The sequence below is a fragment of the Microbulbifer sp. A4B17 genome (assembly GCF_003076275.1).
Taxonomy (GTDB): domain Bacteria; phylum Pseudomonadota; class Gammaproteobacteria; order Pseudomonadales; family Cellvibrionaceae; genus Microbulbifer.
In genome coordinates, this window is the sequence record NZ_CP029064.1 from 1,017,664 (window position 1) to 1,035,083 (window position 17,420).

The 17,420-nt window shown below is 52.5% G+C and carries 13 protein-coding genes; 8 read left to right on the forward strand and 5 right to left on the reverse strand.

Annotated features, from left to right (window positions below):
* Window positions 1–6 precede the first annotated feature (6 nt).
* Window positions 7–771 (forward strand): slipin family protein, encoded by a 765-nt coding sequence (locus tag BTJ40_RS04495; RefSeq protein ID WP_238152133.1) that lies wholly within the window; start codon window positions 7–9, stop codon window positions 769–771.
* A gap of 55 nt (window positions 772–826) precedes the next feature.
* Here BTJ40_RS04495 and pgi read toward each other — a convergent pair whose 3' ends face one another.
* The 4 genes from pgi to nhaC form a co-directional block, all read right to left on the reverse strand.
* Window positions 827–2,452 (reverse strand): glucose-6-phosphate isomerase, encoded by a 1,626-nt coding sequence (pgi, locus tag BTJ40_RS04500; RefSeq protein WP_108731972.1) that lies wholly within the window; start codon window positions 2,450–2,452, stop codon window positions 827–829.
* A gap of 319 nt (window positions 2,453–2,771) precedes the next feature.
* A complete protein-coding gene (locus BTJ40_RS22120) occupies window positions 2,772–2,966 on the reverse strand; it encodes a hypothetical protein (protein WP_157533369.1) in 195 nt (64 codons plus the stop codon).
* A gap of 476 nt (window positions 2,967–3,442) precedes the next feature.
* Window positions 3,443–4,489 (reverse strand): DUF3549 family protein, encoded by a 1,047-nt coding sequence (locus BTJ40_RS04505; RefSeq protein WP_108731973.1) that lies wholly within the window; start codon window positions 4,487–4,489, stop codon window positions 3,443–3,445.
* 19 nt (window positions 4,490–4,508) lie between these two features.
* Window positions 4,509–5,975 (reverse strand): Na+/H+ antiporter NhaC, encoded by a 1,467-nt coding sequence (nhaC, locus tag BTJ40_RS04510; protein ID WP_108731974.1) that lies wholly within the window; start codon window positions 5,973–5,975, stop codon window positions 4,509–4,511.
* A 313-nt stretch (window positions 5,976–6,288) separates the two neighbouring features.
* Here nhaC and BTJ40_RS04515 point away from each other — a divergent pair, with 313 nt between their 5' ends.
* From BTJ40_RS04515 to BTJ40_RS04540, 6 genes are all read left to right on the forward strand, one after another.
* On the forward strand, window positions 6,289–7,458 hold the full coding sequence (locus BTJ40_RS04515) for a 1-acyl-sn-glycerol-3-phosphate acyltransferase (RefSeq protein ID WP_108731975.1): 1,170 nt from the start codon (window positions 6,289–6,291) through the stop codon (window positions 7,456–7,458).
* A 92-nt stretch (window positions 7,459–7,550) separates the two neighbouring features.
* Window positions 7,551–9,686 carry an ATP-dependent DNA helicase DinG gene (gene dinG / locus BTJ40_RS04520; RefSeq protein ID WP_108731976.1) on the forward strand — a complete coding sequence of 712 codons (2,136 nt, stop codon included), beginning with the start codon at window positions 7,551–7,553 and terminating at the stop codon, window positions 9,684–9,686.
* 91 nt (window positions 9,687–9,777) lie between these two features.
* Window positions 9,778–10,101, forward strand: coding sequence for a YqcC family protein (locus BTJ40_RS04525; protein WP_108731977.1), 324 nt, complete (start codon window positions 9,778–9,780; stop codon window positions 10,099–10,101).
* 232 nt (window positions 10,102–10,333) lie between these two features.
* The gene (locus tag BTJ40_RS04530; RefSeq protein ID WP_108731978.1) at window positions 10,334–11,017 is read left to right on the forward strand and encodes a RimK/LysX family protein; all 684 of its coding nucleotides are present in this window, start codon (window positions 10,334–10,336) and stop codon (window positions 11,015–11,017) included.
* Window positions 11,018–11,072: 55 nt separating this feature from the next.
* The gene (locus tag BTJ40_RS04535; protein WP_108731979.1) at window positions 11,073–12,605 is read left to right on the forward strand and encodes an inactive transglutaminase family protein; all 1,533 of its coding nucleotides are present in this window, start codon (window positions 11,073–11,075) and stop codon (window positions 12,603–12,605) included.
* A gap of 8 nt (window positions 12,606–12,613) precedes the next feature.
* Complete coding sequence (locus BTJ40_RS04540; RefSeq protein ID WP_108731980.1) at window positions 12,614–13,609, forward strand: alpha-L-glutamate ligase-like protein; 996 nt, start codon at window positions 12,614–12,616, stop codon at window positions 13,607–13,609.
* A 152-nt stretch (window positions 13,610–13,761) separates the two neighbouring features.
* Here BTJ40_RS04540 and BTJ40_RS04545 read toward each other — a convergent pair whose 3' ends face one another.
* A complete protein-coding gene (locus tag BTJ40_RS04545) occupies window positions 13,762–14,817 on the reverse strand; it encodes a fatty acid desaturase (protein ID WP_238152134.1) in 1,056 nt (351 codons plus the stop codon).
* A gap of 541 nt (window positions 14,818–15,358) precedes the next feature.
* Between BTJ40_RS04545 and BTJ40_RS04550 the strand changes: the two genes are divergently transcribed.
* Entirely contained in the window at window positions 15,359–17,398 is a 2,040-nt protein-coding gene (locus BTJ40_RS04550) for an ATP-binding protein (protein WP_108731981.1), read from the forward strand.
* Window positions 17,399–17,420: the final 22 nt, after the last annotated feature.

The window sequence follows — 17,420 nt, forward strand, 5'->3', positions numbered from 1 at the left end:
ATTGAAATGATGATCAGTTATTTTTTTGGGATACTGATAGTCGCACTCATACTGCTGCTGATGTATGCCATTCGTATTTTACGGGAGTATGAGCGCGCCGTTGTCTTTTTCCTGGGGCGTTTTCAAACAGTTAAGGGGCCCGGGCTGATCATCATTATTCCCATTATCCAAACCATGGAACGTGTGGATTTGCGCACAGTGGTTATGGATGTCCCCACCCAGGATGTTATCAGCCGGGATAATGTTTCAGTTAAAGTAAATGCGGTTGTTTACTACCGTGTTGTTAATCCGCAGTCTGCGATTATTAATGTAGAGTTTTACCATGAGGCCGTAAGCCAGTTAGCCCAGACTACCTTGCGTTCGGTACTGGGTAAACATGAATTGGACGAAATGTTATGCGAGCGGGATAAGCTCAATGTGGATATCCAAAAGATTCTCGATGAGCAGACAGATGCCTGGGGCGTGAAAGTTACCAACGTTGAGATTAAGCATATCGACTTGGATGAAAGTATGGTGCGGGCTATTGCACAGCAGGCGGAAGCGGAGCGTGCGCGGCGAGCTAAGGTCATACATGCGGAGGGTGAGGCCCAGGCGGCTTTAAAACTGACTGAGGCAGCAAATCAATTGTCGCAAAATGCCAATGCGATTACTTTGCGCTATATGCAAACCATGATAGATATTGCCGGAGAAAATAACAGTTCCACAATTGTGTTCCCGCTGCCCCTGGATTTAATTGAGCCAATGCTTAAACGGGGCTCTGCTTCCAGTTAACGATTTTCCAGCTAATAAAAAAGGCCGCATTTTAAATGCGGCCTTTTTATTGAATCTAGAGTAATTTTTTCATCAGGCTGCGGGTTGAACTATCCCAGTCATCCTGGGGTATTTCTCCCTTGGCGGCCCTATGGATTTTTGAACTAAGCTGTTTGCCAAGTTCGACACCCCATTGATCGAATGGGTTGATACCCAACAGGCAGCCGCCAACGTAAACTTTGTGCTCGTAGAGGGCTAACAGGGAGCCCAGATGGAAAGGATCTAACTTTTCCAGAATAAGGGTGTTACTTGAGCGGTTGCCGGGGATTACTTTATGGGGAGCCAGGGCGTGGGCTTCGCGATGGGTGTGTCCGGCTTCCTCAAGCTCCTGGCGGGCTTCATGCAGACTCTTGCCGCGCAATAATGCCTGGCTCTGGCTAATACAACAGGCTTGCAGCCAGCGGTGCTGTTCGATCAACTCTGATGTCGGCTCCTTGACTGCGATAAAGTCCGCCGGAATAAGGTCTGTTCCCTGGTGCAGCAGCTGATGGAAAGAGTGCTGGCCGTTGGTGCCTTCACTGCCCCAGATAACACTGCCGCTGGGATACCCCAAAGCCTGTCCGTCTTTGTCGACACTTTTACCCAGGCTTTCCATATCCAGCTGTTGTAACCAGGCGGGGAGCCTGGCCAGACGTTGCGCGTAAGGCAATACGACCTGGCTGGTGGTATTCCAGCATTGGCGATACCAGAATTGGGTTAGAGCCATCAGCACAGGAAGGTTGGATTTCAGCGGGGCACTGGCGAAGTGTTGATCCATCGCATTGGCGCCCTGTAAAAGCTGTTGGAAAACCTCATAGCCACAGGCGAGAACAATGGGGGTGCCGATAGCAGACCAGAGCGAGTAGCGCCCACCAACCCAATCCCACATTGGGAAAATATTCTCAGGGGCTATTCCAAAATCCTGTGCAGCGGTAATGTTGCTGCTCACTGCGACAAAGTGTTTGGCCAACTGTGACTCATCACAGCCTGCGGATAACACCCAACGGCGAGCGGACAATGCATTTTCGCGTGTTTCCAGAGTGGAAAAGGATTTGGAAGCAATCACAAAAAGGGTTTCTTCCGCATCGAGACCAGCCAGGGTATCACTGAGGTCTGCGCCATCGACATTTGCTACGAAGTGCACATCAATAGAGTCTTTGTGCCAAGGGCTCAAAGCCTCTACCGCCATGCGTGGACCAAGATCGGAACCGCCAATACCAATATTAACGACTTGGCGGATCGGTTTATCTGAGAAGCCGCGCCAGCTATGATTGTGCACCGACTCGGCAAACTGTTTCATTTGCTCGCGGCAATCTTTTACCGCGCGATCCTGCTCTGTCTGTGGTTTCCCCAGGAACCGTAGTGCGGTATGCAGGGCGGGGCGGTGCTCGGTATTGTTGACACTAGCGCCGCTCAGTAATGCAGCTATTTGGTTGTTCAGGCCCTGCTCTTCGGCATAGTCCAACAGTAGTTTCAGTGTATCTTCACGCAGATGGTTTTTACTGTAATCCAGGTAAATACCGGCTGCCTCTGCACTAAATTTTTCTGTCCGTTGTGGATCAGTTGCAAACAGCTCCCGCAAGGACCACTTATGTTGCTCGAAATGGGACTTCAAACGTGCGATGGCCGCTACACGGCTTAAAGCCAGGGTTTCACTAGTCATAGTATTTGGTTGGGTTCTCTTCTGAGCCTTTTATTGCCATTTGGCTAAAACTTATACAAATCAAATTTTATTCGTTATAGATGGGCGGCAATGCTAACGGCATTTTCTTTACCGGGCCAGCGCCGCGGACATCACAGTCTATTACAGGTGATGTTTGGAGATAAGGAACTGTGTGGGGAAAGACAAATGCCGCTCGTTGGAGCGGCATTTTGTGGTGATTCATACTAAATAAGGCTTTGTAAATCGGGTGTCTGTCAGCAGTGATTTGGTCAAAACTTCATTTAGTATGAATCACCACACTGTCGTGCAAGAAAAGATTTTACTTGACCACCTTCATGCAGCGCACTCTGTCTGAAGCCATCCAGCAGTCGGCATCTGCAGGACAAGCCATGGATAGAGGAATTTGTTCAGCGCCAGGAGGGCAGTAAGCTGGAGGTGCCGGAGGGCTACAGCAACCTGCAAGAACCAGTGCACTGATAATTCCAATTAAGTACTTGGCTGGAGTGAAATTCATCCCCTAACTCCTTTCCGTTGATGTTAGCCATTAGCATAGCCAATAAAACGTCACCTGTTGGTCAGCTTTGTAAAATCTGTTCTACAAAGGTACCGCCTATTTGAGTGTAATAGGCGTTGAGTATAAATGTCTGTCAATGATCAAGTTATGAAAAGAGGCGCGCCAATTTATTTGAAAAAACTACTTAAATAATGGGTTTTTTAAACAATGTGGTTTGTCTCGCCATTTTTCAGTGGTGATTTTTGATGGTTTATTCTACGTGCAAAGATTTGGTGGTGCCGATTACCGGGGAAGCACGCTAAGAATTATTATTTTGGTCGCCAATACAGCTGGATGGGGTGGAGCTTTAATTTTTTGACGTGTAAATAAATCGACTTCGCGACTAAGAATTTTTTCTACAAAAAAATTCTTAGTCGCGAATGTATTTTTTTATTGACGGGGCTGCCCTGGAAGGGGGGTAGTTACTTCCTTCCTCTTTAGTGCGTTGGCTTGGGTCCATGCAGAAAGTTGCCAAACGCTACTGCAAGACTTTCTTTCCTTGCCGGGTCACGCAGCCCGGTTAATAAAGCTGTTCGCACTTGTGGAATGAACATTAAGTCAGAGAGCAACAAATTAAAAGTCTGTTGCTCAGCGATCTCGGCCAGTTTGCCAACCCATAGGCTGGCCAGTTCCGGCAGCTCTAAATCTGCGACGCAGCGGCTGCCCATTGCGGCCAGCAATTCTTTATTCTGGTTGCTGATACTCTCAGCCAAAAGTGACTGTATAAATGCCTGCCTTAACCCAACAGCTGGGGAGTGGGAGATAGCCCTGACTGCAGCTGCAACGACAGATATATCCGGTGTGCTTGCTGACAGCTCCTGTTCAGCCCGCTCAATAATGGCAGTGGCGAGACGGTGGTCGACTGACTGGTTTTCCATGCAATGGCAGAGGTTAATAAACACCGGAGCCGCTACTTTGCCGATCTGGCGCAATAAAAGGGCGCTCTCTTTTTCCCAGCGGGCTGCAAGGTCGGCGATACCTTGCAATGCAAGATTATCCCAGCGGTGATTTTCCGGGTCGCCAAAATAGCGCAGGACAGACTCGTAATGTTCGCTGGGCTGGCGGCCCAGCAGAAGCGCTGTTTGGGAGTGGAATGCTGCCTGCCGCTCAGTTGACGGGGTAAACAGCAAGCCACTTTGCTGCAGCAGCTGGTCCAGTTGCATAGCAGATTCAGAAGCGGGCCCCTGCTTGAGCTCCTGTGCCAGAGCGCGAAGCAATCCATCCCGGGCTTGAAGTTGCAGCTTGCCCTGCTCGTCCAGCGGAAAGCGCAGGAACCAGACGATGGGTTCACCGCCTTCGGCCGGTTGCAGTAGCAGGCCTGTCCAGGCCTGGCGCAAGTATGGGTGTGGCCAGGGAGCCAGACCTGCTTCGAAGGCTGCCGCAGTGGATTTTGAAACCGACTGCAAGCGCCGGCCCAGATCGAACCAGCGCAATTTGAAATCAGCCTGCTCGATCAGGGCGCTTAGGGTACCGCTTTCACTCATAGGGGGTTTATCTATTTCCTTAAGATGCCGTAGCCGCTACAGAAATGGGCTTCTGTTTAAAGTGCAACCAGCCATAGGCGATCGCCAACAGGGGGCAGATAATATTGAATAGGGCAAAAGGTAAATACTGCCAGGTAGCAATACCCAGCGTTGCAGCCATAAAGGCTCCGCAAGTATTCCAGGGAATCAGCACTGAGGTGATGGTGCCAGAATCCTCGAGGGTGCGGGACAAGTTAAGCCCGTGCAGGCCCTTTTCCTTGAAGGCTTCGCGGAACATACGGCCTGGAATAATAATCGCCATGTATTGATCGCCAGCGGCCAGGTTCATGCCAAAGCAGGTGAATACGGTGGCAGTTACCAGGCCGCCCACTGTTTTAACCAGTGACAAAACTCCCTGGACGATGACCTGTAGGAATCCGGCCCGCTCCATAGCTCCGCCGAAGGCCATGGCGGAGGTGATCAGCCATACGGTGTTGAGCATGCTGCTCATACCGCCTTTGGACAGCAATGCAGCCACGTTCTCGTTGGTGGAAGTGGACTTATAGCCGTCGAACAGGCTGTACCAGGCTCCCTTCAGGGGGGCCAGTGCGCCTTCGCCGCCACCGAGGCGACGGGCGGCTTCTGGTTCGAAAATCAGTGCGATGGCACAGCCAACCAGGGAGCCAATGATCAATGTTGGGAAAGCGGGGACTTTGCGCCAAGCCATTGCTAGCAACAAGACCAAAGGCAGCAGGCTAACCAGGGAAATTTTGAACTCGCTGCTAAGGGCGGTGAGCAATGATTCGATATCAGTTGCGGAGGCAGAACTGGCTTCAGAGGTAAAACCCAGGAAAGCGAAAACCGCCAGGGCGATCGCGAAGGCCGGGATCGCTGTGGACATCATATGACGAATATGCTGGAACAGATCATTGGATGTTACCGCTGCGGCCACGTTGGTGGTGTCAGATAGCGGGGACATCTTATCGCCGAAGTAGGCGCCAGAGATTACTGCTCCGGCAGTGACCTCGAGGGATAGGCCCAGTGCGCCGGCGATTCCCATCAGTGCCACACCCAAGGTGCCCGCTGTGGTCCAGCTGGAGCCAATACTCAGGCCTACTACGGCACAAATAATACAGCTGGCGGCGTAGAACCACTGTGGCGACAGAATCTGCACGCCGTAATAGATCATGGAAGGCACTGTGCCGGCCAGAATCCAGCTACCGATAAGTGCACCTACAGACAGTAGGATCAGGATAGCGCCAAATACCAGGCCAATGCCATGGAGCATCCCGCCTTCCATGTCGTTCCAGCTGTGTCCGTTCTTCATTCCCATCAGGGCCACAACGCAGGCACAGAGCAATAGCGCTATTTGATTGGGACCGTAGGAGGAGTCTGCACCGTAGAAATATACGGATAGTGACAACAGGGCGACGAGAATCCCCAGAGGGATCAGGGCGTCCGTTAAGCTGGGAGAGCGCGGCTCTGAGCTGGGGTTGGATTGAGACAAGGTGAACTCCTGCTTGACTGCGTGGCTAGCGCCGTATTCGTTATCGTTGTTTTGCCGTCGGCGACGGTTGTAGCCTTATTCTCATAGCTTGGGGCGGTGAAGTCCACTTTGTATCATCGCACCCGCCATGCATTTTGACGCTGACCTGGTCGTCGAAACTGAATTTATCACTGGGGTCAAGTATCTGGTCGGGTCCGGTGCTGGCAGTTCGTCGACGCTTCCGGTATGTTCTGCGCCCAGTAATCCCGGCTGGTACAGCCGCAAAACAAATAAGTGCGGGCCGCTATCTGGCAGGCTCGACAGGTAGTATTTCATGAGAGCAAGTGAGTTAGACCCCTCTCAATTCGAGGATATGCGCCCCTATCGCGATGATGAAGTGCGCGAGGTTATCAAGAGGCTAATCGCCGATCCGGAAATGTCCCATGCGGCGGCACATTTCCTTGTTCCCAAACTGGCACAACTGGAGGACACCGTAGCCTGGATGGTGCGCCAGTTCCTGCGCTTTGAACTCCGCAACGTTCACAATGTGCGGGATTTCCAGGAAATTGTTGGCAAATACATGGAAAAGGTGATTAGGCGCACTACCTCCGGCCTGAGCATTTCTGGCCTGGATACCCTGCCAAGGGATCGCGCCTGCCTGTTTGTCAGCAACCATCGCGATATCGCTATGGACCCGGCGCTGATGATCCAGGCGATGTTTCGCGAAGGGCACGAGACTTCCCGCATAGCGATTGGTGACAACCTCCTCAGCAAGCAGTTTGCCAGCGACCTGATGAAGCTGAACAAGTGCTTCACCGTGGTTCGCAGCTCCGGTAGTCGTCGTGAGAAGCTTCAGGCGGCAACAAAACTGTCCAATTACATCTATCACTCCATCGTCAATGACAATGAGCACGTGTGGATCGCACAGCGCTCAGGTCGCGCTAAAGACGGTATGGATCGTACCAATCCTGCACTTTGCGCCATGTTTGCCATGACCAAGGATCGGGATACCCCGTTTGCCGACTTTTGGCGTAAGTTGCATATAGTTCCTGTGTCTATCTCCTACGAGTGGGATCCTTGCGATGCGCAGAAGGCCAAAGAGATTTACGTCACCGAGCACAAGGACGAGTACAAGAAGGGTAAAAACGAAGACCTGGCCTCGATCGGTAAAGGCATTATCGGTCACAAAGGCCGCGTACATGCCGCCTTCGGCACGCCGATTGAAGGTGATTTTAACGATGTAAACAGTCTGGCGGAAGAAATAGATCGCCAGGTTATCGGTAACTACTCCCTGCACCCCTCTAATATGATCGCTTACGAGGTGGTCTATGGAGAGACCCCGCAGTTGCCAGTCGGATTCCCGGCTAGACCCTGGGACCCAACCGCTTATAAAGAGGAGCGGGAAAAGTTCGAAGCCCGAATGGCCCACGTTGACGAGCGTTGGCGCGACAAGGCTATTCAGGCCTATGCCAATCCGGTGGTGTCCCGCCTTGCCTACGAGTGAGCCGTGCTGAATCCGGGTGCTGGTGGGGAGAGGGCGCATAGTAGATAATAGCGCCCCCTGCGCCAGCCACTTAGCTAATAGACCTCACCCCAGTGCTCAACGAAAAACACAAAAGCGCCATACAGGGCGCCTATAGTCAATTCCTGTCCGGCCGAGGACTGAAAGCCCGCTATGGGCAGAAGCTGATGGTGGCTGCCATCGCCCGCTCCCTGGGGGCCATTACCCAGAATGCCAGCGGTGAGCGGGATAGCGATAAGACCGATGGAGAGCATATCTGTGTGGTTGAGGCGGGCACCGGTACCGGTAAAACGGTTGCCTACCTTCTCGCCTCTATTCCCCTGGCCCAGGCCCAGGACAAGACCCTGGTGATATCCACCGCCACGGTGGCCCTGCAGGAACAGATTATCCACAAGGACCTGCCAGAAGTTGCGCGTCACAGCGGGCTCAAATTTGAGTTTGCGCTGGCGAAGGGCCGTGGCCGCTATCTTTGCCTGTCCAAGCTGGATCAACTCTTGTCCAGCTTTTCTGCCTCTGGCACCGGTCTTTCCCTTGGCCTCTATGAAGATGAGCTTCCCCAGGTGGAAGCGGAGAGTGTCGCCCTCTACCAGAAGATGACGGATAGCCTGACATCGGGTACCTGGGATGGCGATCGGGATAACTGGCCGGACACCATTGAGGCGGATGATTGGGGTCGGGTTACCACAGACCATCGCCAGTGTAGTGGCCGTCGCTGCCCCCATGTAACCAACTGCAGTTTTTTTCGCGCTCGGGAGAGCCTGGGTAAGACTCAGGTGATCGTGGCTAACCATGACCTGTTGTTGGCGGATCTTGCTCTGGGTGGTGGTGCGATCCTTCCCCCTCCGGAAGAGACCATCTATGTGCTCGATGAAGCCCACCATCTACCAGATAAGGCTCTCAATCACTTCTCTCACCACAGTCGCGTAGGGGCTTCCACCGGTTGGTTGGATCAAGCCAATAAGGCCCTGGGGCAGATGTTGGGTGAGATTGGCGACGGCGCCGAGATCGATCGTTGCGGAGAGCAGCTGCCGGCGGTTCTCACTTCTGCCAAGCAGGGGTTGGAGCAGATGTGGCCGCTGATTGAAGAGCTGTGTGAATTTGAAGATGAGCGGGGCAACACCATCCGCCATCGCTTTGAAGGTGGGGTAATCCCCGATTCCATGTCGCAGCTGGCGGAAAAGCTGCGCGAAGACTTTGATGAGTTGGAAAGCCTGCTCAGCAAGATGTTACAGACCGCACAACGCATGATGGAGGACGGCCACTCGCCGGTACCCCTGGCAGACCTGGAGCGCTGGTATCCCCAGCTGGGCAGCTGGTATGGGCGCGCTGAGGCTAACCTTCTGTTGTGGGCGAACTACGCCCGCGCCGATGCTGATGGCGCATTGCCCCAGGCGCGTTGGGTCACCCTGGTGGATTGGGGCGGCTCTACAGATTTTGAGGTTTGTAGTTCACCGATACTCGCTGGCAAAACCCTGGAGTACAGCTTGTGGCGTCGCTGCTACGGTGCGGTACTGACTTCGGCCACACTCACCGCCCTGGGGAAATTTGATCGTCTGCGAATGCGTGCGGGTACTCCAGACAATGCCAGCTATCAGGTGGTGCCAAGTCCTTTCGACTTTTCCCGTGCAACACTGCAAGTCCCCCCGGAAGCTGTGGACGCAGGCAATGCAGAGCAACACACAGACTCCATTATCGATACGTTGCCAGACCTGCTGAAAGGGGAGGGCGGCGCTCTGGTCCTGTTTTCCTCCCGGCGCCAGATGGAGACGGTTTATGAGGCGCTCCCTGGTACCTGGCGCAATCGAATCCTGATGCAGGGGCAGCAATCCCGCCAGCAACTGCTGGATAGCCACCGCGAGATTATCGATGGTGGCGGCAGCAGTATCCTGTTCGGACTTGCGAGTTTTGCCGAGGGATTGGACTTGCCGGGAGACTACTGCCGCCACGTGGTTATTGCCAAACTGCCCTTCGCGGTGCCCGATGATCCGATTGAGGCAGCGTTGGCGGAGTGGATTGAGGCCAAGGGCGGCAATCCATTTATGCAAATCACGGTACCGGATGCTGCCTTAAAGCTGGTACAGGCCTGTGGGCGCCTGCTGCGGGCTGAAGGGGATAGCGGCACAGTTACCCTGTTGGATCGCAGGGTGGTTACCCGTCGCTATGGCCAGGCAATACTTAACTCACTACCCCCTTTTAATCGAAAAATTTAGAATTTCTTTCGTCGTATTTGCACTGCTGCTCAGATTGAGCAGGGGGCTATTGCGTATTATCACGGCTGTAAACGAAAAGGTTTTATGATTTATGCAACCGATTTATTCTGAAATCGCTGATCAGCTCCTGTTTCTTGAGTCCGAACTGCGCAGCCTGCAGATTTGGCAGGATAATGCGCCGCCCGCAGAGGCTCTGGCCAGCACTGAGCCATTTTGTGTGGATACTTTGACTTTGCCCCAGTGGCTTCAATTTATTTTCCTGCCACGCATGCAGGTGCTGATCGAAAGTGAGACGCCCCTGCCGGGCCAGTGCGGTATCGCCCCGGTTGCCGAAGAATTCTTCAAGGGACGGGATGACGCCGCGGCATTACTGGCCATTCTTGAGACTATCGACCAGCGCCTGCAGCAGGGCTGATCGGCGTCTAGCCCCTTGAGTCCAGAACTCTTGATCACTCTGGGCGGCATGTCACATTGTTAGTGTTGAGTCTGGCGACTCGGCGGACATCGCTGTGCAGTGGCCGCGCTCATGAGCTAATATCGACCTTTTGCCTGAGGCGGGGAGCAATTTCTCCGTCAGATAAGCGAACACCGCGCGTTTGTAGCGGTCCGAATGGCATTGCTAATGGGGCTTGAGGTAATTGGTCGGTATGCAGAGATTTTCCCTTCTGTGGTTAATGTTGACGCTTTCGGTGCTCGCCGGTTGTGAGTCACTGATGTATCCGGGGCGGGACGGGGCCGCTCGACCAGCGGAAGTTGTACCACCGGTAATATCGCCAGATACGGCAATGCAGTGCCCAGAGCCTGCGGAAGTGATTTGTGCGGAACCGGAGGTGAAGGTTGTCGAGCGGGTAATCGAACGAACTGTGGAAAAAGTAGTCGAAGTGCCCGTTGCCAAAGACAAACTGGTTTTGGGATCGGTAGAAGAAGTGGCCATAGAGCCTCCCGGCCTGATTCTGGAATCCGTTGTCGATACAGGTTCACCAACCTCCACACTGCGAGTCAGGAAGCTGACTCCGTTCGAGCGGGATGGCAGGGACTGGATCAGGTTCCAGATTGTACAGTCGAGCAAAATGGACCCGGTATCGGTAGAACTGCCGATCAAACGCCATGTTCGCATTGAGCGCTTGGGTTTTGATGTCCAGCGCAGGCCGGTAGTGGAGCTTAACCTGACTGTTGGGCATGTGACCCACCAAGTTGAAGTTAACCTGACGGATGAGGGCGGCTCTGATTTATTGATGCTGCTGGGACGCAACTTCCTCAAAGATGCCGCTGTTGTCGATGTGAGCCGGCGCAATGTCCAGGGCCAACCCCAAATTGATGGGGTTAAATAGGCCAGTTATCCAATTGGGTTCCTAGTTGGAACCACAGATTTACGGGGAATGGCGAATGTCGCCGCGTGTCCAAGTTTATGTAATTGCGGCATTACTCGCATTGGTGGGAGCTGGGCTTACAGCTTATAAAAATCTCGAATTAGGTTTTCCACTATTGCCAGGCGAGTACCGCACTGTGTGGACTATTGAAGCTAAAGTGGGCTTCGATGCTGATGGCGGTCCCGTAAAGGCCGCTTTGACCCTTCCGCGTGAACAGCGCAATATGGAGATTTTGGGGGAAACTTTCAGCTCCTCCGGATTTGGTTTCTATATCGCTCGGGAAGACGACGCTTATCGGGCCATTTGGTCGCGCCGTGCCGCTCGGGGTCCCCAATCACTCTTTTATCAACTGGACGTCTACCAGCGCCCCGGCGCTGCATTGGCACAGCCACTCGATCTGAGCACTGAGATACAAAAGCCTTTCCTCGGAGCGCGTGAGCAGGAAGCGGTGCGTTTGGCGATCTACTCCCTGGTGGAGCAGGCCCGCGAGCGCTCTTCCGATGTGGAATCTTTAACTACCCAGTTACTGTTCGAATTGAATGATGATGAGAACCAGGATCGCAACCTGATTTTCCGCCACTACGCCGATCGCTCTTTTGTGGATGTCGCCCTCCTGGTATTGGCGACGGCCGATATCCCTGCCCACCGTATTCGCGGTCTCTACCTGGAGGATGATCGCCGTCGATTGTCACCGGAAGATCTGCTTGAGGTCTACGATGGTAAGCGTTGGATCGTCTTTGAGCCCAGCAGTGGCCAGCCCGGTGTGCCGGAGAACTTTTTTATCTGGCAGCGCGGTGGCAAGAGTCTTTTGGATCTTGAAGGCGGTCGCAATTCTCAGGTGACTTTCTCTGTGATTGCCAATGATGTCCCGGCTCGCGATGTCTCCATGCGCAGTACCAAGGATGAGAAAGATGCGCTGGTGGATTTCTCGATCTACAGTTTGCCCATTGAGCAGCAGAGTATTTTCAAGCTGATCCTGCTGGTACCTGTGGGAGCCCTGGTGGTGGTGCTGCTGCGTGTATTTGTAGGCCTGCGTACCTCCGGTACCTTTATGCCGGTACTGCTGGCAATTGCCTTTATCGAAACCCAGCTGATTACCGGTTTAGCTATTTTTACCTTGATCCTGATCCTCGGTCTTTGGGTGAGGTTCTATCTCAGTAGGCTCAATTTGCTATTGGTGTCGAGGATCGCCGCCGTTGTGGTGACGGTGGTGATAATAATGGGGGCAATCAGTGTGGTCAGTTATAAGCTGGGCATTGAGCAAGCCCTCACTGTGACTTTCTTCCCGATGATTATCCTCGCCTGGACTATCGAGCGTATGTCGATTGTGTGGGAGGAGGATGGTCCCTACGAAGTGGTGGTGCAGTCCGGGGGCAGTTTGTTAGTGGCGATACTCGCTTGGTGGGTAATGACCAACCGCTATATTGAGCATTGGACGTTCAACTTCCCCGAGTTACTGTTGGTATTGCTGGCCTTTATTCTGGTGGTTGGCAACTACACCGGATATCGACTCAGTGAGTTGATGCGTTTCCGTCCGCTGGTTCGCTAGGGGGCGTTATGCTGCAGTTTTCAGTTAAGCATATCTTCAATAAAGTTCGCGGCGGCGTGGTATCTCCGCTGACCCTGCGCCGCATGGGGGTGTTAGGGATGAACGCGCGTAATATTGACTATATTGCGCGCTATAACGACCGCAAAAAATATCCCATCGTCGACGACAAGCTAAACACTAAGCGCGCGGCTAAAAAAGCGGGAATTCCTGTGCCCGAGTTGATCGAGGCATTTGAAAGCCCTGCCAGCCGCAAGCGAGTTATGGAGGTGATTGACCCTCTATGGCAGTTTGTAATCAAGCCGGCACGGGGCTCGGGTGGTAAAGGTATTCTCGTTATTGCCGGTCGCAATGGCGATAAATATAAAAAGATATCCGGTGCTGAAATTGATGCGCTGGATATTTTGCGGCACGTGAGCAATATTCACAGCGGCCTCTATAGTCTCGGTGGCAAACCTGACAGGGTGATGGTGGAGGCCTTGGTGGACTTTGACCCGGTCTTCGATCGCTACTCCGTTGAGGGTGTGCCTGATGTGCGGGTTATCGTTTTTCGTGGTTATCCGGTGATGGCCATGTTGCGCTGTTCGACTCATGCCTCAGACGGAAAAGCCAATTTGCACCAGGGTGCTGTGGGCGTGGGTATTGATTTAGCCTCGGGCACAAGCTGTCATGCGGTAATGCGTGGCTTGAGAATCGACCAGCATCCAGATACTGAAGTCCCCTTTGATGCGTTAAAAGTTCCTGGTTGGTATGAGCTGGTGCGTTTGGCAGCGAGCTGTTACGAAATGACCGGGCTTGGTTATCTGGGGTGCGATATTGTCCTGGATCGTGAACGGGGTCCTCTCCTGTTGGAAGCCAATGCGCGTCCAGGATTGGCAATCCAAATTGCTAATGGCGTTGGCCTGCGCAAGCGCTTAGGCTTTATTGAAAATTTCGATGAAGAGATGTTCAGGAAGAATGTTGATGAGCGGGTCGCCTTTTCCATGCGCGAGTTTGCCAGCAGCTAGGACTACCTGTTATTTCCGGTAAGCGCATCATTATGGCGCTCTAAGCAGCGATCCTTAAATTGTCGAGCTGACTCTCTTTAATTAATATTTTCAGCCGTTTACCCTGTATTTTAAGAGTATATCAAGCTCTTTGATTTTGATTTTGGTTTTGATTACTGCGAGTTCCCATTTGCTGGGGGGGGGCCGTGTTTGACTCCATTGCGCGTAAACTGCAGGGATTTCCAGCAGCTCAAGGCACTGGCAAATGCATGAGCCTCTCCGTCCAAAATTTTCTGCCAGTTTTCTTTTTCTTTGGCCTTTTCAATATTTTCTTTAGCCCGTTTGAAAAACTGGTCCAACTTCGCTTTTTTAATTTGTACGCAAGGAGCGACTTTTAAATTGCGGGTGAGACCAGCGAAACTCAATGTCTTGATCAACCACTTGGTTGGATCATATTGGAACCAGTAAATGCCGCTTCGATAATCTATCTGGAAGATGTGGTGGTAATTGTGATAGCCCTCGCCAAAAACAAATAAATTGAGGAAACTGTTATCTCTTGCGCTGATTGCTCCCTTATAGGGTCGACGGCCCCACATATGCCCAAAAGAGTTAATCATAAAAGTGGTGTAATGGTTGACCACAAGACGCAATACTCCGGCCAGCAACATCATGCCGAGAATATCTCCAGTAGTGATGCCCAAAATTATGGGTATACCAAGGTTCATGGCGATAATGATGGGAGCGTAATTATTGTGTTGCCACATGATTAGCTTGTCCCTCTGAAGATCTTTTACATTTTTGTAATCGGGGTAGCTACTGGAGTATTCGCGCATCGTCCAGTCGATATGTGAGAGCCAGAAGCCGCGCCCGGCGGAATAGGGGTCTCGATCGTTATCGTCGATAAATTGATGATGGTGGCGGTGGCTGGCGCACCAATTCAAAGTGGTGTTTTGCATCGCTGCTGCACTGAACAGGATAAACAAGAGACGCAATAACCAATGGGGCTCATAACTTTTGTGGGACCACAGCCTGTGATTACCGGCAGCTACAGAGAAGCTGCAGAGGGCTCCGAATAATGCGAATGCAAGCCATTGGTACCAATGATAACCGTAGACAATGCCGTAAAGTGGCATTGTGGTAAGTGCTAATAAACCTGTGCTGGCAAATAATATCGTGGGAATCCAAAAGCGTTTTCGCTGGTTACAGGAACTCTGAGAAGTGGCGGTCATAGCATGCCCCCCTTACTGGGAGTCGCCCAAAAGTATTGTGAGAGCCTGATGTAAGTAGCCAGTCCGGGCGGTTTTGCAGTTTGCCGATAAGCCCGCTCTGTTATTACTCCAACTAAAAGATCGAGATAAATTGATTTGTTAGTTATTGCAGTTTTTACTCAAACCGAGGTTTGCGCGCATTGTTTTGGTGCGCATGGCTTGTCCGGAGGCTCGCAATGGTTCGCTATTTTCTCGAAGGGCTTGGATATGCTAGCTGGAGTAATCAATAAAGCCGTTTCGAAAGTTGGCATAAGGGTTGCATCAGTTAACTTGCGGGGCAACGGACCCGCACTTCGGGAGAGTTTCTTAGGGTTATGGCAAACCATTAACACTGGGTAACTTCCCGTTTTCTCTCATCATCGCTGATTACGGCCCCGCTTTGCGGGGCCTTTTTTTTGTCCACACTTTGCGCAACGCTCATAATGCTTTAGTTTAGGATCTCCCGTGGCATTCCCAAATATAGAGGCTTCGGGGGCGCGGCTCTCTTTCATGGCAAGGATGCATGAGCCAGGTAATTAATGAGCTAACTTCGATAGTCGAGCCCTGTGTGTCAGAGTCACTAATTTCAAATCTATCCAGCGCAACGTTCCAGCTGGCAACCGATGACGAGCTCCCTTCTCTGGATGCGTCACAGCTGGCCAATCACGCCACCTGTTTGCAGGACTTATTGTTGGACGCGGATTGCGGTTTGTGGGAGTGGCACCCAGGCTCCGGTGTCCAGCGTGCCCAGGGCGAAATTTGGCTTTTATTTGAGGAAACTGCAGAGCTTGCTTTGAGTTCCCTTTGGACTGGTGATGAGTTGCGCTCAGTGCATTCGGATGAGCGGGACCGAATTATCACTTTGCGGCGCCGGCTAACCAATAAAGGTGGGCATTTCGATGCGACTTTTCGGGCCTACGATAGTCTCGGCCAGCTCCGTTGGTTACGACTGCGGGGAAGGGCATTAAACCGTGAGGCTGATAGTGGATTCGTTGTGATCGGGAGTTGCGCTGACTTCAGTGAAACTTTGGCTCAGCGCTACTTATCCAACCTGCCCGGTGAGCGCCCGTTGCAAACACTGTCCGGAGTTGGAGACGGTTTGTGGGAGTGGGATTTACGTGCAGACGAGATGGTTCTTGATGATGCCTGTTGGGGCATTCTCGGTTACGAAGTGAGCCCGATACGCAGTATAGGAATTTCAGCTGCAGAGCAGTGGAAGGCGCGAATTTTAGCGGAGGATTTCCCTCGGGTTGAGCAGGCCATGCGTGATCACGTGCGCGAGGGGCTGCCTCTGGATGTAGAGTTTCGCATCTGGCGCTCCGACAGCAGTGTGGTCTGGGTTCGCTGTCGCGGTAAGGCCCAGTTGAATAGTCGCGGCCAGCCCTTGCGGGTGCTGGGGGTTTTACAGGATGTCAGCCGCAGCCGGGAAAGGCTTTCGCAAATGGAGCGAGAGCTGGAATTACAGAGGGAGGAAAATGCGCACCGGGCAGATTTATTGTTCAGCCTGAGCCATGAGTTGCGCACACCGTTGAATGCAATTTTGGGTTATAGCCAAATTGTGGAACTAGACCAGAGTCTCAATACAGACCAGCGTCAGCGCTTGGCTGAGATTCGCCGCGCAGGGCAGCACCTGTTACACCTGGTTGGAGATGTATTGGAGCTTGCTCGCATCGACAGTCGGCGCCTGGGCCCTTCGATGGAATTAATACGCCCCGCCGAATTAGTCGCTGAATGTAAGCGCTTGTTGGAGCCCCTGGCAGAAACCCGTCGTGTCAGTCTGGTGTTTGAGCCCCTCGGTTGGGAGTCAGCTTATATTTGTGCCGATCCGATGCGCTACAAGCAGGTCGTGTTGAACCTGGCCGGTAATGCGGTGAAATACAACCGTGAAAATGGCCGTGTCATTATCAACTTTACTCCCCAGGCCGATGGTTGGTTGAGGTTGAATATCCTGGATACCGGCAAGGGCATTGCAGCAGAGAAGCGTAAGGAGGTATTTGAACCTTTTAATCGCCTGGGGGAAGAAAAAGGGCATATCGAGGGCACAGGTGTTGGTCTTGCCATCGCCAAACGCCTGGCTGAAGCCATGGGAGGGCGGATAGATTTTGACAGCCAGGAAGGGCAGGGCTCGGTATTCTGGATTGAGTTTCCCATGATTGATGCAGCGGAATCATTTCTATCCTTTGCGAACTCCGTAGATACTCCATCAAAACTGCCGAGTTGCAGTTTGTTGCTGGTGGATAATCGTCCTGAGGAAGTGGCGCGAGTGGAAAAACTTGTGCAGGGGTCGCAGCAAGTACAGCTTTCTGTGGCTGCTGATGTTGTTGAAGCCATATTTATGGCCAGGACCCAGGCACCGGATGTTGTGCTATTTCACAATGCTCTACCGGGAATGTCGGTGGGAGACCTGGTAAAAATTCTTAAACAGGATAGAGCCACTCAGGAGACCCATCTGGTAGTTATTGGAGAGGAAAATTCACCCGGTGTAAAAACTGTATTGCCGGATAAATTTGACCGTTCCCAGCTTGCCCGGGCTTTAGCGGAGTGCTTCAAAGAGGTGAGTTGAGCACTCCGCTGATTTGACCTGC